General features: G+C 61.7%; 21 protein-coding genes. 7 read left to right on the forward strand and 14 right to left on the reverse strand.

From position 1 onward, the window contains the following. Nucleotides 1–14: 14 nt before the first annotated feature. From ASE80_RS15370 to ASE80_RS15405, 8 genes are read right to left on the reverse strand one after another with little or no spacing between them, the layout of a single operon-like run. The gene (locus ASE80_RS15370; protein WP_056859670.1) at nucleotides 15–929 is read right to left on the reverse strand and encodes a metal ABC transporter solute-binding protein, Zn/Mn family; all 915 of its coding nucleotides are present in this window, start codon (nucleotides 927–929) and stop codon (nucleotides 15–17) included. After that, nucleotides 929–1,828 (reverse strand): metal ABC transporter permease, encoded by a 900-nt coding sequence (locus ASE80_RS15375; protein WP_056859671.1) that lies wholly within the window; start codon nucleotides 1,826–1,828, stop codon nucleotides 929–931. The genes ASE80_RS15370 and ASE80_RS15375 overlap by 1 nt, the downstream gene beginning before the upstream one ends. Then, nucleotides 1,828–2,571, reverse strand: coding sequence for a metal ABC transporter ATP-binding protein (locus tag ASE80_RS15380; protein WP_056859672.1), 744 nt, complete (start codon nucleotides 2,569–2,571; stop codon nucleotides 1,828–1,830). Before ASE80_RS15380 ends, ASE80_RS15375 begins: the two co-directional genes overlap by 1 nt. Further along, complete coding sequence (locus ASE80_RS15385) at nucleotides 2,568–3,488, reverse strand: metal ABC transporter substrate-binding protein (RefSeq protein ID WP_056859673.1); 921 nt, start codon at nucleotides 3,486–3,488, stop codon at nucleotides 2,568–2,570. Before ASE80_RS15385 ends, ASE80_RS15380 begins: the two co-directional genes overlap by 4 nt. A gap of 19 nt (nucleotides 3,489–3,507) precedes the next feature. Continuing rightward, nucleotides 3,508–4,068 carry a DUF6162 family protein gene (locus tag ASE80_RS15390; RefSeq protein ID WP_056859674.1) on the reverse strand — a complete coding sequence of 187 codons (561 nt, stop codon included), beginning with the start codon at nucleotides 4,066–4,068 and terminating at the stop codon, nucleotides 3,508–3,510. Then, entirely contained in the window at nucleotides 4,065–4,388 is a 324-nt protein-coding gene (locus ASE80_RS15395) for a hypothetical protein (protein WP_056859675.1), read from the reverse strand. The genes ASE80_RS15390 and ASE80_RS15395 overlap by 4 nt, the downstream gene beginning before the upstream one ends. Then, the gene (locus ASE80_RS15400; protein WP_056859676.1) at nucleotides 4,385–4,924 is read right to left on the reverse strand and encodes a hypothetical protein; all 540 of its coding nucleotides are present in this window, start codon (nucleotides 4,922–4,924) and stop codon (nucleotides 4,385–4,387) included. Before ASE80_RS15400 ends, ASE80_RS15395 begins: the two co-directional genes overlap by 4 nt. Next, nucleotides 4,924–6,123, reverse strand: coding sequence for a PepSY-associated TM helix domain-containing protein (locus ASE80_RS15405; protein WP_056859677.1), 1,200 nt, complete (start codon nucleotides 6,121–6,123; stop codon nucleotides 4,924–4,926). The genes ASE80_RS15400 and ASE80_RS15405 overlap by 1 nt, the downstream gene beginning before the upstream one ends. A gap of 269 nt (nucleotides 6,124–6,392) precedes the next feature. On the opposite strand from ASE80_RS15405, the gene leuC reads away from it, so the two are divergent. The 6 genes from leuC to ASE80_RS15435 all read left to right on the forward strand — a co-directional run bounded on the left by leuC (nucleotide 6,393) and on the right by ASE80_RS15435 (nucleotide 13,386). Continuing rightward, entirely contained in the window at nucleotides 6,393–7,811 is a 1,419-nt protein-coding gene (gene leuC, locus ASE80_RS15410) for a 3-isopropylmalate dehydratase large subunit (protein ID WP_056859678.1), read from the forward strand. Continuing rightward, entirely contained in the window at nucleotides 7,808–8,422 is a 615-nt protein-coding gene (leuD, locus tag ASE80_RS15415; protein ID WP_056859679.1) for a 3-isopropylmalate dehydratase small subunit, read from the forward strand. The genes leuC and leuD overlap by 4 nt, the downstream gene beginning before the upstream one ends. Nucleotides 8,423–8,866: 444 nt before the next feature. Then, complete coding sequence (locus tag ASE80_RS15420; RefSeq protein ID WP_056859680.1) at nucleotides 8,867–10,021, forward strand: KamA family radical SAM protein; 1,155 nt, start codon at nucleotides 8,867–8,869, stop codon at nucleotides 10,019–10,021. 29 nt (nucleotides 10,022–10,050) lie between these two features. Next, the gene (locus ASE80_RS15425) at nucleotides 10,051–11,412 is read left to right on the forward strand and encodes an ATP-grasp domain-containing protein (RefSeq protein WP_056859681.1); all 1,362 of its coding nucleotides are present in this window, start codon (nucleotides 10,051–10,053) and stop codon (nucleotides 11,410–11,412) included. Nucleotides 11,413–11,416: 4 nt separating this feature from the next. Continuing rightward, complete coding sequence (locus tag ASE80_RS15430; protein ID WP_056859682.1) at nucleotides 11,417–12,157, forward strand: 2OG-Fe dioxygenase family protein; 741 nt, start codon at nucleotides 11,417–11,419, stop codon at nucleotides 12,155–12,157. Beyond that, on the forward strand, nucleotides 12,154–13,386 hold the full coding sequence (locus ASE80_RS15435; protein ID WP_056859683.1) for an MFS transporter: 1,233 nt from the start codon (nucleotides 12,154–12,156) through the stop codon (nucleotides 13,384–13,386). Before ASE80_RS15430 ends, ASE80_RS15435 begins: the two co-directional genes overlap by 4 nt. Here ASE80_RS15435 and ASE80_RS15440 read toward each other — a convergent pair. The 5 genes from ASE80_RS15440 to soxR form a co-directional block, all read right to left on the reverse strand. Then, a complete protein-coding gene (locus ASE80_RS15440; protein WP_167365900.1) occupies nucleotides 13,367–14,281 on the reverse strand; it encodes a LysR substrate-binding domain-containing protein in 915 nt (304 codons plus the stop codon). The genes ASE80_RS15435 and ASE80_RS15440 overlap by 20 nt on opposite strands. A 78-nt stretch (nucleotides 14,282–14,359) precedes the next feature. Beyond that, nucleotides 14,360–15,664 (reverse strand): dicarboxylate/amino acid:cation symporter, encoded by a 1,305-nt coding sequence (locus ASE80_RS15445; RefSeq protein WP_056859685.1) that lies wholly within the window; start codon nucleotides 15,662–15,664, stop codon nucleotides 14,360–14,362. A 96-nt stretch (nucleotides 15,665–15,760) separates the two neighbouring features. Continuing rightward, on the reverse strand, nucleotides 15,761–16,636 hold the full coding sequence (locus ASE80_RS15450; RefSeq protein WP_056859686.1) for an alpha/beta fold hydrolase: 876 nt from the start codon (nucleotides 16,634–16,636) through the stop codon (nucleotides 15,761–15,763). A gap of 325 nt (nucleotides 16,637–16,961) precedes the next feature. Further along, nucleotides 16,962–17,420 carry a VOC family protein gene (locus ASE80_RS15455; RefSeq protein ID WP_056859687.1) on the reverse strand — a complete coding sequence of 153 codons (459 nt, stop codon included), beginning with the start codon at nucleotides 17,418–17,420 and terminating at the stop codon, nucleotides 16,962–16,964. Nucleotides 17,421–17,587: 167 nt separating this feature from the next. Beyond that, complete coding sequence (soxR, locus tag ASE80_RS15460; RefSeq protein WP_056859688.1) at nucleotides 17,588–18,037, reverse strand: redox-sensitive transcriptional activator SoxR; 450 nt, start codon at nucleotides 18,035–18,037, stop codon at nucleotides 17,588–17,590. A 99-nt stretch (nucleotides 18,038–18,136) separates the two neighbouring features. Between soxR and ASE80_RS15465 the strand changes: the two genes are divergently transcribed. Further along, nucleotides 18,137–18,502 (forward strand): antibiotic biosynthesis monooxygenase, encoded by a 366-nt coding sequence (locus ASE80_RS15465; protein WP_056859702.1) that lies wholly within the window; start codon nucleotides 18,137–18,139, stop codon nucleotides 18,500–18,502. Here ASE80_RS15465 and ASE80_RS15470 read toward each other — a convergent pair. Beyond that, nucleotides 18,491–19,594: a sigma-54 interaction domain-containing protein gene (locus tag ASE80_RS15470; RefSeq protein WP_056859689.1), complete on the reverse strand. Its 1,104-nt coding sequence runs from the start codon at nucleotides 19,592–19,594 to the stop codon at nucleotides 18,491–18,493. The two genes, ASE80_RS15465 and ASE80_RS15470, sit on opposite strands and share 12 nt — an antisense overlap. Between the last annotated feature and the right edge of the window lie 8 nt (nucleotides 19,595–19,602).

Below are 19,602 nucleotides of genomic sequence, written 5' to 3' on the forward strand. Positions count from 1 at the left end.
TAGATGCACCACATTCAGGGCATCAGTGCCTTGATCACCTGATCCACATTGCCTTCCAGCTCCGCCACCGGGTCCGGCCCGTCGACATTCAACACCAACAGTTGCGCACCGCCTGCCGTCACCGCTGCTTTAACGGCCTCACTCGGTTGGCGGTGATGCAGCACCACGGCCACGTCGTTGCTCTTCAAGTCGGCAGTGAGTGTGTGCAAGGCCTCAGGCGTCCACTGCGCATCCGGCCGGGCATCGGTGCTGAGCACTTCCAGGTTCAGGCTGCTGACCAGATACGCAAAGTGATCACTCAAGCTGACCACACTCAGGTTGTCTGCCTTGGCCAGGCGCGCTTCGCTGTCGGCGCTGAGCTTGAGCAGGCGCTGTTTGAGCGCTGCGAGGTTGGCGTCGATCCTGGGTTTGGCCGTGGGCGCCAGGCGGCTCAGGTCGACCGCCATCACATCGGCCATGCGCCCCATGTTGTTGCTCGACTGCCATGGCTGGCTGTTCAGGCCGTCGGCGCTGCCCGGTTGCACGGCGATACCCGGCAAGCCGCCGTCCACCGGGCGCGCGGCGTCCACTTCGACGATTCGGATATTGCTGCGCCGCGCCACCGGGTAGAGCGGGTCATCCGCCCACAGCGAGCGCAGGCCGATGGCGGCGTCGGCGTCCTGGGCCAAACTGCCCAAGGCCGGCGCACCCCGGCTGGTGAAGTAGGACACCTGCCGCGAACCCGGCAGGTTGGCCGGTGCTGCGCGCTCAAGCTGTACATCGGTGCCTTTGAGCAGCACCTCGGCCAGGCCGTAGGTGATGGGCAGCGAGGCCAGCACTTTCACCGGTTTGGCGGCGTGAACCGCAGGTTTTGCAGCTTCAGCGGCCATCAACGGCGCGGTGAATAAACAGGCAATGGCCAAAGCCAGCGGATGAAAAACAGGGCGCATTATCCAAGATTCCCTTTGAGGCTGGGCACGGTGCCGCGCGCGATGGCGGCAAAGGCAAAGGCGATACCGGCCACCAGAATGATCGCGGCACCGGACGGGATGGGCAGGTCGAAGATGATCGGCAGCAGAATACCGCACAGCGTGCTGAGCGTGGCGATCACCACCGAGACCCAGAAAAACCCCTTGAGCGACTGGCTCAACAGGCGCGCTGCCGCCGCCGGAATCACCAGCAGGGCGCCGACCAAAATAGCGCCGATCACCTTGACTGCCGCCACGGTGATCAAGGTCACCAGGATCACGAACAGGTAATCCAGGGTTTTGACGGCCACGCCACGCACAGCGGCCAATTGCGGGTTGAAGCTGGCCAGCATGATGCGGTTGTACAGCGGCAGCGCCAGGGCCATCACCAGTGAGCCGACGACCGCCAACACCAGCAGGTCATTGCCGTTCACCGTCAGCACCGAGCCGAACAATACGTTTTCCAGAATGTGCACGTTGATCTTGCCCGCCAGAATCAACAGCAGGCTCGCGCCCAACGCCAGCGACACCGAGAGGAACACACCGATCAGGGTGTCTGGCGCCAAACCGGTGCGGTTACGCAGGTAATTGAGCAGGATGCCGAACAACAGGCAGTAGCCGAACAGGCTGCCGTAAGGCCCGGTATAGGGTTCGCCGAGCAGGATGCCCACGGCCACGCCGGTCAACGCGGCGTGCCCGACGGCTTCAGAGAAGAACGCAAAGCGCTTGACCACCACCAGCGTGCCCAGGCCGCCCAGCACCGGGCCGATCAGCAAGCCGGCGAGCAAGGCGTTGACCACAAACCCATAGGCCAGCGCTTCCGGCAGGTAGCCGGATGAAGCCCAGCCCTGGACCATCAAACGAAAGGCTTCATAACTCATCACGCCGGGCTCCGAGGGTGAGTGGAAAAGAGGGTCAACAGGCGGTCCGGGGTCAGCGCCTCTTTCGGCGTGGCGTCGAACAGCACGCGGCGGTTCAGGCCGGTAACGCGATCGGCCAGGCGGCCCACGGCCTCCAGGTCATGCTCGATCCACAGCACGGTGATCCCGGCCAGGCGCCAGTCGTTAAGCAGCCGCTCGAACACCTGGATACCGGCCTCATCGAGTGCCGACATCGGCTCATCCAGTACCAGCAGCTGTGGCGCCGGGATCAGCCCTTGGGCCAACAGCACGCGCTGACGCTCACCGCCGGACAACGCGCCCATGCGGCGCTTGCGTTTGTCCTGCATGCCAACCCGTTCCAGCGCTTCGCCAATCGCGGCGGCGTAATGCCGGGACAGGCCCAGAAATGCCGGGCGCCGCTGGCACATGGCGGCCATGAAGTCGTCGACGGTCATCGGCAGGCCCCGATCGAATTCCAGCGCCTGGGGCACATAGCCGACCGTGCCTGGCGTAGTCGGCCAGTGCAGGCGCAACTGGCCCTGGTGCGGAGTCTGCCCCAGCAAGGTCTTGATCAGCGAGCTTTTGCCGCCGCCGTTCGGGCCGACCAGGGCGTGGATGCTGCCTGGTTCGACCTGGAAGCTCACCGCGTCGAGAATCACCGTGCGGCCCAAGGTCAGGGAAACGTTGTCGAACTCAAGGGTCGGGCCAATGCTGGCCACCTTCAATTGCTGCGCTGCCGTCATGTCCCCGACTCCTGAATCGCCCGCACCACGGTGTTGAGGTTGCCGGTCATTTCCACTTCGTATTTCTCTGGCGTGTAGTCGCCGTAGGAAATATGCGACAACGGGTACAGCTTCACCCCGGATTCACGCTGGATGGTCTCGACGTAGGTGGACGGGAAATCCATCTCCGAGAAGATCACCTTCACATCCAGTGCGCGCAGTTCATCGATGGTCTTTTTCAACTGGCTGGGGCTGGGCTCGATGCCATGGGCGGGCTCGACCACGGCGGTGACTTCCAGGCCGAATTCGCGCAGCAGGTAGTCGTAGGCCGCGTGCACGGTAGCGACGCGCAGGTCGGGGTTCGGTGCGCTGGTTAGTTTTGCCAGCGCATCGGCGCGCATCTGGCGCAGGCGCTTGCCGTAGGCGCGGGCGTTTTGGGTGTAGGCCTTGGCATTGTCCGGGTCGAGCTTGCCCAGTTCGCGGGCAATATTATTGACCTGGGCAATCGACGCACTGATCGACAGGAAGGTGTGCGGGTTGACCACCTTGCCCGCACCGCGCGCGGCGTTACCGGTGGCGGCCAGCAGCGGCACGTTGGCGTTGGCTTCGATCACCGGGATGTCCGGGTGCTCGCTGGTGGCGATCATGCGGTCGGCAAAATCATCATGGCCGACGCCATTGAGCACGATCACGTCCAGGGTGCCGATGCGCTTGATGTCTTCGGCGCGCGGTTCGTAGGCGTGGGGGTTGAAGCCGGCCGGAATCAGCGGCACCACCTCGGCCTTGTCGCCGACGATATTGGCCACGTAGCTGTAATACGGGTGCAGGGTGATGCCGATGCGCAGGCGCTTGGCCGCCTCGGCACTGGCGAGCGGGGCGAGCATCAGGCTGAACAGGCCAACCAGCAACAGGCGTAACAGGGGCGATGAGATAGACATGGGCACTCGGTCTTCCGGTTCAGTGACGGTGCTGGCGGGTCACGCCGGCATCGAATTGCGTGACCACCTGGCGCCAGCCGGCGGCGATCAGCGCCGCGTCGGTGAGGTCGGCAGGGGCGGCGAGGTTGGCCTGGCGGTTGAGCCACACATCCGGCTCGGCGCCTTGCACACGCATCAGCACCGAGCCGCTGGTGCTCGGCGCCTGGCTCAAACCCAGGTAGGCCGCAGGCTCAAGCAACTGCCAGCGATGGTCGCCACGGCTGACCGAACTGGCGTCCTGGGCAAACGGTGCGAAGCCTTCTTCGGCCAGTTGCGCGGGCGTCGGCAGGGCGTTCTGCTCCTGCTGCAACAGCTGGATTTCATCCAGGGTTACGCGCAGGTCGGCGTAGATGCCCTGCTCGGCAGCGCTCAGGTCGCGGCGCGCGTCCAACTGGTGGCTGGGCACGGCGGCGACCTCCTGGGTTTCACCGTGCAGCGCCACCACGGTGCCAGCCACCGTGAGGATGATCAGGCACAGCAGCAACACGTAGAGGGTTTCATGGCCGGCCCCGGCGGGGCGTACAACCTGTGTGGTGCTCATTGGGGCTGGATATCCGCTTGGTCGATTTCCACCACGTGGCCGGGGCCTGCATCAAACAGCACATAGAACTCGGCCGAAGGCTTTTTGAAGGTCAGGGTCGAGTCCTGGCCAAGCTTGCCCGGCAGCAGGATGGTTTCGTCATAGCCGATCACATCCAGGGTCACGCCCGGCGCGCCGCTGCCGTCGGAAAAACCGCCGGTGCACTGGATCTGCTCGCCGGGGATTTCCTTGCATTCGCACATCGGGTTGTGGGCCAGGGCGACGCTGCTGAAGCCGGCGCAGAGCAGTAAAACGGCGCGAGTCGTGCGCATTAACGTCATGGTTTAACTCCTTGCTTGTTCAGCCAGGCAATGGTGGCAGGCGAGGCCTGGCTCAGCGGGATGGAACCCTGGTGCATGGAGCCGTCCCAGCCTTCCATGGTCACCCACACTTCGGCATCCACGGGTGTGCGTTCCGGCACCGGCAGCACCGCGCCCATGCGGTACGGCGTGCCGAAGAAAATCACCCCGGCCGCGCGCAGGCTGCGCGGTTTGCCGATACGCAGGTAAGTGGCCTTGACCTGCTCGGCGCAGGTGCCGCACAGGGCGGCGTTGAAAAATTTCATCGGGCCGGCCGGGTCCGGGCGCGGGCCTTCGTTGCGAAATTCTGCCAGGGTCAGGCTCCACGGCCCCACCTGCACTTCGCCGGCCACCCGCTCGCCAATGCCGCTGTCACCGCGAAACAACGCGGCGTCGGCAAAGTATTTGGGCATGAACCCCAGGGGCACCAGCAATAGCAGGACATTGATGTGGAAGCGCCACTTGAGCCAAAAGGCCCGCAGTGGCGAAGGCGGTGTGTTGGTCGCAGCTTTGCTCATCAGTTGGCCTCCGAGGTTTCAGCCTGCCTGGCCGTGGCGGCGGCCGGTGCGCGTTGCGTCTTGGCCTCGCGCTTGAAGGCGTTGAGGGTGGCCAGCGCGGTGCGTTTGGTCCAGATCAGCAGACCGCTCAACACCATCATGCTCATGATCAGGCCGAAGAACGCCCAGATCAGCTTGACCCACAGGCCGCCAAAGTCGCCGGTGTGCAGGGGTCGCATGGATTCGGTGACGAACTCCAGTGTCGAGCGGTCGGACAGCAGGTGCGACACGGCAATTTCACCGTCGTACGGGTTGAGCTGCGCCGTCTGGAACATCAACGGGTACCAGCCGCGCCCGCCGATCTGCAGGTGGCTGTAGGCGTTGCTGGGCAGGAACACAAAACTGGCCTCAAGCCCTGGGATGCGCTGCGTGGCGATCTCGATGGCCCGATCGATCGGGATCATCGGTGCCGGTACGCCCGGTGCCGACACAGGCACTTTCTCCCGGGCGATCACCGGCACGATGGGCTCACTGGAGATGGAAATCTGGTTGTCACCCAGGATTGCCCGGATCAGGAACCAGATGCCGGTGATGGATATCACCGCGATAAACCAGATCGACCAGATACCGCTCAAACGGTGGAAGTCGCCCCAGAAGATCCGCGCGCCATGGCGGATGCGCAGCGTCGGGCGCAGAAACCCCTTCCAGAACCGCTTGTACACCACCAGCCCGGTGACCAGCGATGCCAGCAGCGGTATGCCAAGTGCCGACACCAGGTACCAGCCCCAGCTGTAGCCATTGGTAAACGGCACCAGCCACCAACCGTGCAACGCACGGGTAAATTGCTGGAAGTTGAAGGCCGGGCTGATGCCCTGGATCACACCGGTATACGGGTTGACGTAGACCTCCACCGAGCGCCCGTCGGGGTAACTGAGGTCGACACTCAGCGCGAAGTGCGACTCGTCCGGGCGGACGATCGACTGCACGATCGCCTGGGGTTCGTTGCGCTTGATGGCGCCGATGACCTGGTCGTAACTCAGCCGTTCGGCCTCGTCCGACGGCTTGCTGGCGCGGATGTCCGGGTTGGCCAGCCAGACGATTTCCTGGCTGACCACCGCCAGGGTGCCGGTGACGCAGACGATCAGTACAAAAAACCAGATGGGCAACGCCAGCCAGCTATGAACCAGAAACCAGAGTTTTGAGCGTGACTTCTTTGACATGTGGATGCGGGTCTTGATCGGAGGAGGGCGAAGGAGGCCCGGAAAAGGCCGGTCGTAGCTTTTGCTGACGCGACGGGCTGTATCTAAGTTAAGACGGATGAGAATGAGAAATCCCTAAGCGGGATATGAAAGAAAATGTTTCAGCGTTGCCGGATTGAACACGAAACATGTTCCAAGCCATCACCCAGGTGCCATTGATGGGGCCGGGGGGCTGCGTAGGATGGGGTCATACCGTTGAGCGAGCGCTTATAAAAGTGAGTCCACAAAAAATGACTGCCAGAACCCTCTACGACAAACACATCGACTCCCACACGGTGTGCGCCCTGGATGACCAGGGCCATGTGCTGCTTTATATAGACCGCCAGGTGATCAACGAATACACCAGCCCCCAGGCCTTCAGCGGCCTGCGCGAGGCCAAGCGTGGGGTATGGCGCCCCGGCACCGCGCTGGCGGTGGTCGACCACGTAAACCCCACTACGCCCACGCGCATTGCCGCAATGCCCGACGCAGGCGGCGCGCGGCAAGTCTCGTACCTGGCAGAAAATTGCCAGGATTTCGGCATCGAGCTGCTGGATATCCTCGACAAACGCCAAGGCATCGAGCACGTGATTGCCCCGGAGCAGGGCTTTATCCTGCCGGGCATGGTGATCGCCGCCGGCGACAGCCACACCACCACCTACGGTGCCCTCGGCGCCTTCGGCTTTGGCATCGGCACCTCGGAAATCGAGCACCTGCTGGCCTCGCAGACCCTGGTGTACAAACGCCTGAAAAGCATGCGCGTGACGGTTGACGGCACCCTGGGCAACGGCCTGACTTCCAAGGACGTGATCATGGCGCTGATCGGCAAGATCGGCGCGTCCGGCGCCACCGGTTATGCCATCGAGTTTTGCGGCGCCACCATCGATGCGCTGAGCGTCGAAGCGCGCATGACCATCTGCAATATGGCGGTGGAAGCCGGCGCGCGTGGCGCGTTTATGGCGCCCGACGAAAAAGTCTTCGCCTACCTCAAAGGCAAGCCGCGTGCGCCCAAGGGCGAGCTGTGGGAACAAGCCCTGGTGCAATGGCGCACGTTGCACACCGACGCCGATGCGCTGTTCGACCAGGAAGTGCAGCTGGACGCCAGCACCCTGGAACCCATGGTCACCTGGGGCACCAGCCCCGACCAGGCTGCGCCCATCGGCGCCCGCGTGCCGGACCCGCAAGACGTCAGCGACCTGATCCTGCGCCAGGACATGCGCCGCGCCCTCAACTACATGGGCCTGGAAGCCGGCATGCCACTCAGTGAAATCGTGATCAGCCACGCGTTTATCGGCTCGTGCACCAACGCGCGCATCGAAGACCTGCGCGACGCCGCCAGTGTGGTGCGCGGCAAGCACGTGGCCGAGCATGTGCGGGCGATGATCGTGCCGGGTTCCACCGAGGTGCGTGACCAGGCCGAAGCCGAAGGGCTGGCGGCGATCTTTATCGACGCCGGGTTCGAATGGCGCCAGTCGGGCTGCTCGATGTGCCTGGCGATGAACGATGACGTGCTGGCCCCCGGCGACCGCTGCGCGTCCAGCACCAACCGCAACTTTGAAGGCCGCCAGGGCGCCGGGGCGCGCACCCACTTGATGAGCCCGGCGATGGTCGCCGCTGCGGCCATCACCGGCCGCCTTACCGATATCCGTCACTTTGGAGACCGCCCATGAGCCTGCAACCATTCACCCAGGTCACCGGCCAGGCCGCGCCGATGCTGGCGGCAAATATCGACACTGACGTGATCATGCCCAAGCAGTTTCTTAAAGGCATCGACCGCGCCGGCCTCGACCGTGGGCTGTTCTTCGACTTGCGTTTTTTGCCCAACGGCGCGCCCAACCCCGAATTCGTGTTGAACCAGCCAGCCTGGCAAGGCGCAAGTTTTATGGTGGTGGGGCCCAACTTCGGCTGTGGTTCCAGCCGTGAACACGCGGTGTGGGGCTTGAAGCAGATGGGCATTCGCGCGCTGATCGGCAGCAGCTTTGCCGGGATTTTCTATGACAACTGCCAGCGCAACGGGGTGTTGTTGATTACCTTGGACGAGGCCGTGCTGCACACACTCGGGCAGACGGTCAGCCAGCCTGCGCAGGCGCAGATCAGCGTGGACCTTGAGGCACAGCAGATTCGCTTGGCCGATGGCCAGGTGATCCCGTTCCAGATCGACACTTTGCGCAAGACCGCGTTATTGCTCGGCATGGATGCGATTGGCAGCACCTTGCAGCGCAGTGAGCAGATCAAAGCGTTCGAACGCCAGCATCTGGCGGCCAATCCCTGGCTGGGTTAAACGCCTCAATGGTTTAACTACGTAGTCATATAAGTAGAGCAAACGCCCTCGCATTATTGGAGGGCGTTTATTTTTGGACTATTTACTTTTCAAATAACGCCGGTTGCACCGCGCAACCTCAGTGATTTCAAGGGCGTAGTTGCGGTATCGGGTTAAACCCTTAAAAAATACAAGGGCAGGTTGTTGACACCTTGTAGTCCATCGGCTTAAGTGGTCGCTGACTTGGAAAGTCGCACATTATAAGAAAAGGAAGTTGAAGCCATGACCGATGAATTAGTTAGCTTTCATACCTCTCTGGTGGCGGTGATCAAGTTTATCACTTGATCGAATTCTGCCACCTGTCAATCAGTTGTCATTGTTGCGGTTACCGCTGTTTTTTCCACTGTGAAAAGACACGTAAGCCTATGCCTTAACATCCGTTCAGAACACAGAGAGTTCAAACTCATGTCGATTTTTGATCAAGCAATCCATCGTTCGGTACAGTGGCAGGATTGGCGGTGGCAGCAGAAGAATGCCATCCGCGACGAACCGGCACTGCGGGCTGCCTGCGGTGGCTGGAGCGAGGAAACCAGCGCGCATATCGAACACAACTTGCAAGACCGCAAGCTGCAGATAACCCCTTATTACATTGACCTGATCAAGCGCTCTCTCACCGATGGCGAGGTGATGGACCATCCGCTGTGGCGCCAAGTGGTGCCCTACTGGAGCGAGCAGGTCGCCGGCGATTACGACGGCACCTCGGAGAACTGGGAACTCGGCCACGAGATGAAAACGCCGATTTGCCAGCACAAATACGACAATCGCGTGATCCTGCGCATGACCAACACCTGCAACGCCTATTGCCAGTTCTGCTTCGAAGCGCTGCGCACCTTGCAGGTCGGCACCGAGAAGGCGAATGCCAGCGCCGACTCGTTCAAGGACTCGCTCGAGTACATCCGCAACAATCCGGCCATCGAAGAGGTGATTCTCAGCGGCGGTGACCCGTTGATGCTCGCCGACCGCAAGCTCGAAGAGAACCTCGCCGCCTTGCGTGGCATCCGCGATGACTTGCTGATTCGCCTGCACACACGGGCCTTGAGCTTTAACCCGTTTCGCGTGACCGATGAATTACTGGCGATGCTGGAGAAGTACAAGGTCAATGCGTTTGGCGTGCATGTGTGCCACCCGCTGGAACTGAGTGAAGACTTTGCCGTGGCGGTCAAACGTATCCAAAGTGTGGTGCCGATTGTGTTCTCCAACATGCCGCTGTTGCGCGGCGTGAACGATGATGAAGCCACCTTGCATAAACTGTTTATTGATCTGTATCGGTTGGGTGTAAAGCCGTATTACCTGTATCACTTCATGCCGTTTTCACCCGGGGCTTCGGAATACAAAGCATCGATCAGCCACGCCATCGCTATTATGGATCGTCTCAAGCGGCGCGTGTCCAATATAGCCATGCCGGAATATGTACTGCCCCATGCACAGGGCAAGTTTACCGTGCCACTGCTGGACTTTGAAAAGCCACACGACTTGCCGCACTTTGAAGTGCGCGATGGGCAACGTCATTACCGTTTCCGTAATTGGGAAGGGCAGTGGTGCAGTTGGCAGGATGCCTGAAAGTATTGACGCATGAGGCGGTATGAATAATGAAACAAGATGCCATTCTTTTTATTGATGTGGATGACAGTGCTTCCATTCGCTATAGCTACCGCGAGCCGCACTTCGCGGTGGCCCGTGCCCAAGGCCTGGCCTGCTTGACGGCGGGTGTGGCCGGACGCGAGCACCTGCAGCGGCTGCGGGATGACAGTGATGCAGTGTTCCTGCTCGACGCGTTGAATGAACAGTCGATTCTGGATTTGGTGGGGCGGCTGGATGGGCAGTACCAGATCCGCGCAATCTTCTGTCAGGCCGGCCACCCGTCTGCGCAGGGCGAAGTCGGCTGCATCGTGGCGCAGGCCTGTCGGCGGCTGGGCCTGGTGCATAGCGACCCACTTGCCATTGCTGCGTGTAACAACAAGTTCCTGATGCGCCGCGCGCTGAAAAAACACGGCGTGCGTTCGGTGCCGTTTGCGCTGTGCAACAACGAACAGCAACTGCGCGAAGGTGCCGAGCACGTGGGTTACCCGCTGATCGCCAAGCCACCCTTTGGCGGCGCATCGGCGTTTATCAAGAAATGCTCTGACTGGGCGCAGTTGCGCAGCCACTACGCGCACTTTCTGGCAGATCATGCCAGCGCAGCCTATGCGGATTTCTACGGCTGCGCCCACACGCTGCCGGAAGAGGGCGGGCAGCGACGTGAATACCTGCCAGGACGCAGCCTGCTGCTTGAAGGGTTTATCCCAGGTATTGAGGGCAGCGTGGAGTGTGTGGTGGCGGGCGAGCAGGTGCATGCGCTGCTGATCAATGAAAAACTGATGTTGACCGAGCGCAGTGGCACCGTCCTGGAGAACCTGCTGATTTCGCCGCCCACGTCCTTTACCGACGCCCAGTGTGAGCAGATCCGCCAGTACGCCATGGAGTGCCTGCACGCGGTGGGCCTGACCAATGCCGTGGTGCACTTCGAGTTCCGCATGACCGACGCGGGGCCAGTGGTGATCGAGATCAACCCACGTGTCGGCGGGCTGTACGTCAATGCGGCTTTCCGTGACCTGGCCGGCATCGACCCGTACCAGCTGTACCTGTCGCTGCTGCTGGGCGAGCCGGATGTGAATGCGCGGTTGGACGCCGGCGCACGCCAGGTCGCGCAGGCCTCGCAACACTACTCGATGCTGGCGATCTATCCGGAGCACAGTGGCCACTTCAAGGGTATTGAAGGCCTTGAATGGCTCGCTCAACAGCCGTCGGTGCTGGAATATGCCCAACAGGAATCGGGCCACTTTATTGATGCCGATATCGAAGAGCATTACTTGCTCAAGTGCTGGGCCAAGGTCGACGATGCTGCCCACGCCCATGCGGTGCATGATGCAATCCGGCACAACCTGCGCGTGATCATCGACGATAAGGTTTAGCGATATGGACATCCCACAGATTGGCGCGCACCTGCGCGAGCACCACTATTGTCACCGTCGGGATTTTGGCAAACTGCTCAAGGTTGAGCCCGGCGAGGAGCAAAGCTTTCGCGCCTACTGGGCGAACCTGGTGCGCGACGAGGCGTTCAAGGAATACACGCATCGCGAACGCCGGATTCTGCGCTATCGTTTATCCCCGTCGCGGCAGTTGCAGATCGACCGCACGACCGCGTTCAAGTCACCGGTCACCTATGCGATAAACTATCGTCAGGGCGTGAACCACTTGAGCTACAGCGAGGAGGGCTTTATCGAGCACCCACTGATGCAGAAATTGCTCGCCACCGACCTGGCGGTGATCGAACCGCACCTGGGTCCGCATGCCTACACCATTGATATCCACCAGTTCCGCGTGCGTGCAGAGGGGCCCTTGGCCAGCCCGACCACCTCGGGGATTCACCAGGACGGCCTGGATTGGGTGTTCATGCACTTCATTGGCCAGAGCAACACAGTGCCGGTGGTGTCCGAGGTGTTTACCGCTGAGGCGGAGCACAGCCGCGTGCTGAACCTGGCGATGGAGCAGTTTCTGGAAACCATCGTGATCAACGACCGTGGGCTGTATCACCGCGCTGGCGCTGTACAGCCGCAGACCGCTTCGGCACCGGCCTGGCGCGACGTGCTGCTGGTCAGCCTGCGCGGTGTGACGGCTGATGACGTACGGCTGGAAGACGAGGTACAACCTGCATGAGCGACGTTCAGCCATTGGGCCTGTCGACCCGCAACGCCCGCTTGATCATCTTTGCGCGGGGCGTGTCGGACTTCGGCGCATTCCTCAACATGGTGGCGCTCTCGACCTACGTTTACTGGCTCAGCCAAAGCGTGGTGTTTGTCAGTGTGTTTCTGGCGTGCCGGGTGACGGGCGGGATTGTCGCCAGCCTGTTCGGCATCCCGTTTTTCCGGCGCTTTGCGGGGCGCAGTACCCTGGCCGGGCTGGACCTGGCCCGCGCATTGTTGCTGGTGCCGCTGCTGGTGTTGATACCGGCGCATCAACTCAACGTGCTGCCGTTTATCGCGTTCGGCATCGGCCTGTGCAATTCGCTGTTTGCCATTGGCCTCAATAGCCAGTTGCCAACCTGGGTGGCGCTGGAACAAAGGGTGAGCACCAATGCCTGGATCACCTCGGCGGCGGCGACCGGTGCGGTGTTTGGCAGCTTGCTCTCAGGTTTGCTCATTGCCACGGGCGGATTCGAGGCGGTGTTTGCCGTCAATATCGGCACTTACGTAGTGGCGGCCTGCCTGATCCTGCCGTTGCGCGCCTTGTATTCAGTCGCCGTGGCCGCGCATCGCGGGCTTGCGGCGGAATGGCATGAGCTGACCAAAGGCCTGCGCGGTGCGCCGGTGTTGGCGGCGATGTTGTTGATCAGCATGCTCGACACCCTCGGCAGTGCTGCACATAACGTCGGCTGGCCGGTGTTGTCGCAATACATCTCGCCGGACACCGCGAAAACCGTCATGGGCTACCTGCTGGCGGTGTGGGCCTGCGGCAAGTTCATCGGCGCGCGCCTGGCCAGTGCGTTGCTCAAGGGCCGTGGCACCCAAGGCATGGAGCGCTGGTTCATGGCGGGTGTGGCGCTGATGTCCAGCGGCTTTATCCTCACCTTCCAGCAAACCGAACTGTGGCTGGCGCTGCTGCTGGTGGTGTGGGCCGGGCTGGGCGATGGCATTTCCGAGGTGGCGCTGGTTTCCCGCGCACAAAGCGAACCCGATAGCTTGCGCCTGCCGTTGTTCAGCCTGTTGACGCTGATCCAGATGGCCGGCTTTGGCGTGGGCATGCTGGTGGTGGGGCCGTTCTACCTGACGTGGACGCCGGCCCAGGTGATCGTGCTGTTCCACGGGTTGCCATTGACCGCCCTGGTGATCATGACGGTATGGCTGGGTGTCAGCGCCACGCGGGGCGTCAGATCGACAACCCCTTGAAGTGCTCCTGCAAAAATTCCACGCAGGCGCGCAATTTGCCGGAGTAGGCCAAACGTGTCGGGTACACCGCCCACACGTTGGCGCTTTGGGTGTAGGTGTGCAGCACCTGCACCAGCCTGCCCTGTTCCAGCAGCGGTTTAACGTCCCACATCGAGCGCAGTAACACGCCGCGCCCGTCCAAAGCCCACTGCAACACGATCTCGCCATTGTTCGATGACAGCGGCCCGCGTACACGCACGCTTTCGGGCGCGCCGTCACGCTCCAGGTTCCAGATACCGAACGCATTGTCGCGCTCCTTGAGCACCAGGCAGTCGTGCTGCTCCAGGTCACTCAACTGTTGCGGCGTGCCTTTGCGTTGCAGGTACGCCGGCGCTGCGCACAGCACGCGGCGATTGCTCACCAGCCGCCTGCCGATGTGCTGGCCGGGGATGTCATCGCCGACGCGAATCTCCAGGTCGAACCCTTCACTGACGATATCCACCACGCGGTCGAACAGGTCCAGGCGAATTTCCAGGTCCGGGTACTGCTCGGCCAGCAGCGACAGGGCCGGCGCCACATGGTTGCGGCCGAAGCCGAAGCTGCTGCACAGGTGCAGATGCCCGCGCGGGCTGTCGTGGGCATCGCTGAGTTCATCGGACAGTTGCTGGAAATCTTCGAGGATGCGCACGGCCCAGCGTTGCACCCGCTCGCCGTCTTCGGTCAGGGCGATGCGGCGGCTGGTGCGGTGCAGCAGGCGCGTGGCCAGGGTGGTTTCGAGGATCTGAATGCGCTTGCTCACATACGCAGGCGACAGCCCCAGTTCATCAGCGGCGGCAGCGAAGCCGGCCTTGCGGATCACGGTGAGGAACACCCGCAGGTCTTCGGGTAGGGGCACGGTATCTTTCTTATGAGTCATCAGAAACAGACGTGGCGGCATGAGCCGCCAGAATAGCACCGGATCGGCATGCCTTCCGGCATGCCGATCCGTTACTGCTTACTCGGCGGCGATCTTCGCCTGCGCGGCAGCCCGCGCATGGCGGCCATGCTTGAGGGCGACAGGGGCCATTTTTTCGCGGTCCAGCTCACCCTCCCAGGCGGCTACCACCAATGCCGCGACGGCATTGCCGATGATATTGGTCAGCGAGCGGCATTCAGCCATGAAGCGGTCGACACCCAGGATCAGCACCATCGCCGCCACCGGCACGGTGGGCACCACCGCCAGGCTCGCGGCCAGCGCCACAAAACCTGCACCCACCACCGCACCGGCGCCCTTGGAGGTGAGCATGGCCACCGCCAGCAAGGTCAATTGTTGCTCCAGCGGCAGGTGGATATTGGTGGCTTGCGCCAGGAACAACACCGCCAGGGTCATGTAGATGTTGGTGCCGTCGAGGTTGAAGGTGTAGCCGGTCGGCACCACGATGCCCACCACGCCTTTGGACGCGCCCAGGCTTTCGAGTTTCTGGATCAGTTGTGGCAGCGCCGACTCCGACGAGCTGGTGCCCAGCACAGTCAACAGCTCCGACTTGATATAGCCCATCAACTTGAAAATGCTGAAGCCGGCGTAGCGCGCGATGCTGCCCAGCACCACGGCGACAAAGAAAAACGCGGTGAGGTAGAACGTACCCACCAGCTTCAGCAACGGCAGCAACGAGCCCACGCCGTATTTGCCGATGGTGAAGGCAATCGCCCCAAACGCGCCGATGGGCGCGACGCGGCTGATGATGCCGACGATGCGAAAGAACACTTCGCTGGCCTGGTTGATCACGCCCACCAATGGCCGGCCTTTTTCCCCGACCATCACCAGGCCGACGCCGAACAGTACCGAGACAAACAGGACCGGCAGGATTTCGCCCTTGGAGAAGGCATCAAAAAACGTGGTGGGGATCACGTGCAGCAGGAACCCGGTGATGCCTTCGCCATGTTCGGCCTGGCCGACAAAACCGGCGATGGCCGAGCTGTCGAGGGTTTTCACATCAATGTTGAAACCCACGCCCGGTTGCAGCAGGTGCGCGGCAAGGAGGCCGATCAGCAGGGCGATGGTGGAGACGATCTCGAAGTACAGCAGCGCCTTGCCGCCAACCCGGCCCACCTGTTTCACATCGTGCATGCTGGTGATGCCGGACACCACCGTGCAGAAGATGATCGGGCCGATGATCATCTTGATCAGCTTGATAAACCCGTCGCCCAGCGGCTTGAGGTCGATACCGATTTGCGGCCGGACATGGCCGATCAACACACCCAGCGCGATGGCGATGAGCACCTGGACATACAGGGTTCCCAGCAGTTTTCGGATTGTCATTGTTATTATCTCGGGATGTTTTTTGGGCAAAGCGAACCCGTCGCAGGCCATTGGCAGCCTGCGAGGCTGGTGTTTCAGATCAGGGTGTCAGTGCATTCAGCGCAGGAAGGCCAGGACTTCGCCCAGCAACAACTCAGGGGCTTCTTCGGCAATGTAGTGCCCGGCCGGCAGCGCCTTGCCACGCACGTCGGTGGCGACTTTCTGCCATTCCTTGAGCGGCTCGAAGCAGCGGCCGACAGTACCTTCGGCGCCCCACAGCACCAGCAACGGCAGGCTCAGGTGGTTGCCGGCGTCGATGTCGGCCTGGTCGTGCTCAAGGTCGATGCCGGCGGCGGCACGGTAGTCCTCGCAGATACCGCGAGCGGTGCCGGGCAGTTGCAGGCAGCGCAGGTATTCGGCGAAGGCTTCATCGGTGAACGGCTTGAGCCCGGCGCTGCGGCTGCCCATGACGCTGCGCAGGTACAGCTCGGGGTTGCTCTCGATCAGCGCTTCGGGCAACGGCGCCGGGCGGATCAGGAAGAACCAGTGCCAGTAGGCGCGGGCGAAGGCTTCGTCGGTCTGGACGTACATCGACAGGGTGGGCGCGATGTCCAGCAGCACCATGCGCTGCACGGCGGCGGGGTGGTCCAGCGCCAGGCGATGGGCGACGCGGGCGCCACGGTCGTGGGCCAGTACCGAGAAACTGTCGAAGCCCAGGGCTTGCATCAGCTCGACGCTGTCGCGGGCCATTTCGCGTTTGGAGTAGTTGGTGTGCTGGTCGTTGGCCGGTGGCTTGCCGCTGTCGCCATAGCCGCGCAGGTCGGCGGCGACCACGGTGAAGTGTTCGGCCAACTGTTCGGCGACTTTGTGCCAGATGACGTGGGTTTGCGGGTGCCCGTGCAGCAGGAGCAGACCGGGACCTCTACCGCCTTTGCGGTAGCTGATGCCCACGCCGTTGACGTGGCACTGGTCTTTTTGGAATCCGGCGAACATGGGATGACTCCTCTTTGTAAGTGCTTGCATCGTGGAATCACGCGGGGTTTGGGGCAAGGGGGAAAGCGTGGAGGGGTTGTTCATGAAGTGTGTTGCTGTGGCGGTTTTTCGGTGTGCATATCCGTTATTTGGGTAACGGCGGCCTAGTAGCCGACCTGAGTGGTTGGATCAAAAGTGAAAAGCGGATTTGCATACACCTGGGATCTGCTTTTCTGTGGGAGCTGGCTTGCCTGCGATGGCATCAACTCGGTGTACCTGACACACCGAGGTGTTTGCATCGCAGGCAAGCCAGCTCCCAAATTGGATGTGCAGGGTTATTGAAACTTCAGCCTTGCTTGAACATCGCCATGGCCCGCTCGCGAATCTGCGCTTCAGTCAGATCCTCCTTGCGCGTAGCCAAAAACCACAGGTGACCGAAGGGGTCCTTCACACTCGCCGAGCGGTCGCCGTAAAATTGATCTTTTGGCTCAGACACCGAAAGGGCGCCTGCATCAATGGCCTGTTGGTACTGCGCATCCACATCGTTCACATACAGGTGCAAACCGACGCTGGTGTGTTCACCGGGATTACGCAGGGCCATGTCGGCACACGGCGAGCCGAGCATGATCGCCGAGTCACCGATGCGCAGCTCGGCGTGGCCGACCTTGCCGTCGGGCATGTCCAGGCGCATGACCTGCTTGGCACCGAAGGCTTTCTGGTAAAACTCAATGGCCTCAGCAGCGTTATCGATGCCCATATACGGCGTGACGCTGTGATAACCCTCGGGGATTGGCTTAACGCTCATATCGTTCTCCTTGGGTGGTGGTTGTGGAAGGTCCGGTCTTTTCACTATAGGCCACGCCCGCCGTGGCCTGCAGGTAACCGACGAGGTGTTGGCAAGTCGGTTTGACTGACAGACCGGGTTGTCTGCATCGCAGGCAAGCCAGCTCCCACATTGATCGCATTGCCAACTCAGGCGGGTGTGGTGGGCTCCAGTAACTGGGCGCCCGGGCCATGCTCACCTAACTGATCATCCTGATTACGCAAGGGACACGCCTCCAGCGATAAACACCCGCAACCAATACAACCACTGAGTTTGTCGCGCAGCAGCATCAGCTTGTTGATGCGCTGATCCAGATCCTCACGCCACAGGGCCGACAAGCGTTCCCAGTCCTGTGCAGTGGGCGTGCGCCCGTCCGGCAAGGTCTGCAACGCCTCGCCAATCGTTGCCAATGGAATCCCCAAGCGTTGTGCGATCTTGATCACCACCACCCGCCGCAACACATCCCGTGGGTAGCGCCGCTGGTTACCGGCGTTGCGGTTGCTCTTGATCAACCCCTTGGACTCATAAAAGTGCAGCGCCGTAACCGCCACGCCGCTACGTGCGGCGAGTTGGCCGACGGTGAGTTCCTTGGTAAGCATAAAAACTCCAGATAAGCGCTTGACCTTGACTTAACTAGAGGTTTTACCCTGCGTGGCATCGAATCGCAAGATTCTGCCTACAGAGAGAGGGGAGTGTTCATGCAGGTATCAGAGAAAAATCGCAGCTTCACTCAACTGATCGAATTTCAGATCGAACCTCAGCAGCAATTTGCCCTGGTGGCGGCCTTGTCCACCCAGAGCGAACGCCTGGCCCAGGGCCATGGCGGTTTTATCAATGCCAGTGTGCAAGTCAGCGACGATGGGCGGCGGGTGCTCAATTACCTGCAATGGCGCTCGCGTGAGGACGGCGAGGCGGCGTTCAAGTGCTTTGAGCACGGCGAGGAAGACTTCTGGACGCTGATTCGCGCCCACCAGGCCACGGCGGTGACCTTCGGTTCATTCCAGGTGCTGCGCAGTTTCGAGCGCAGCCATGACAACGCGTTGCACTGCCGCCTAAATGGATAAATGCAGCATGCGCTCGCCCTGCACGTTTTCGCCGGGGCGGCGTTTGTTCACCGCCAACTCGCCGATCTTGATCAGGCGTGTGCGCGTGACGTTGCGGCTCAGGCCCAGCAGGTTGGCGGTGTGCACCTGGTTGTAATGGCTGAAACGGTAGGCGGCGCGCAATAGCGCGTCTTCGACCTTTTCATGCAGGGCGCCGGCCTGTTCTTCGAAGAGCTTTTGAAAGGCGCGGGCCAGCAAGGCGTCGGCGCTGTTGTCGGTGCCGTGCTGGCTGTCGTCCTGGCGCTCGATGCGCATGTTCGACAGGCGCAGATCATCGCGCTCGATCAGGCCATTACGGCAGATCAGCAACGTGTGGTGAATCACGTTTTCCAGCTCGCGGATATTGCCCGGCCAGCTGTAGCTTTTGAGCTTGTGCTCGGCCTCGCGGCTGATGGTGATCGGGCCGTAGCCCAGGCGCTGGCTATAGGCTTCGATAAAATGCCGGGTCAGCGGCAGGATATCGCCGGGGCGCTCGCGCAGTGGGCTGAGTTCGAGGCTGACCACATCGAGGCGGTAGTAGAGGTCTTCGCGAAAGTGCCCCGAGTTGATGGCTTTTTCCAACTGTACGTTGGTGGCGGCCAGTACGCGCACATCAATCGCAATGCTCTTGCGCGAACCCAGGCGCACCACTTCACGTTCCTGTAGAACACGTAGCAGCTTGACCTGGATCGCCATCGGCAAATCGCCGATCTCATCGAGGAACAAGGTGCCGCCGTCGGCCTCTTCGAACCATCCGGCCTTGGCGCTGAGGGCGCCGGTAAACGCGCCTTTTTCATGCCCGAACAACTCGGCTTCCACCAGGGATTCGGAAAACGCGCCGCAGTTAACCGCCACAAACGGCCGGTTGCGCCGCGCACTGAGGTTATGAATATGGCGAGCCACCAGCTCTTTGCCGGTGCCGGTCTCGCCGATGATCAGCACGCTGGCTTCGCTGGGCGCCACTTGCTGGATATGGTCGAGCAACGCCTGGGATTTGGGGTCTTCGAAGACCTGGGCCGTGGCGCGAATCGAGGTCGCGAGGGCGGGCGAGGGCGGTAAGGTTAACAGCTGCATGGGCACCT

This window comes from Pseudomonas sp. Leaf15, from assembly GCF_001421425.1.
Classification (GTDB): Bacteria; Pseudomonadota; Gammaproteobacteria; order Pseudomonadales; family Pseudomonadaceae; genus Aquipseudomonas; species Aquipseudomonas salomonii.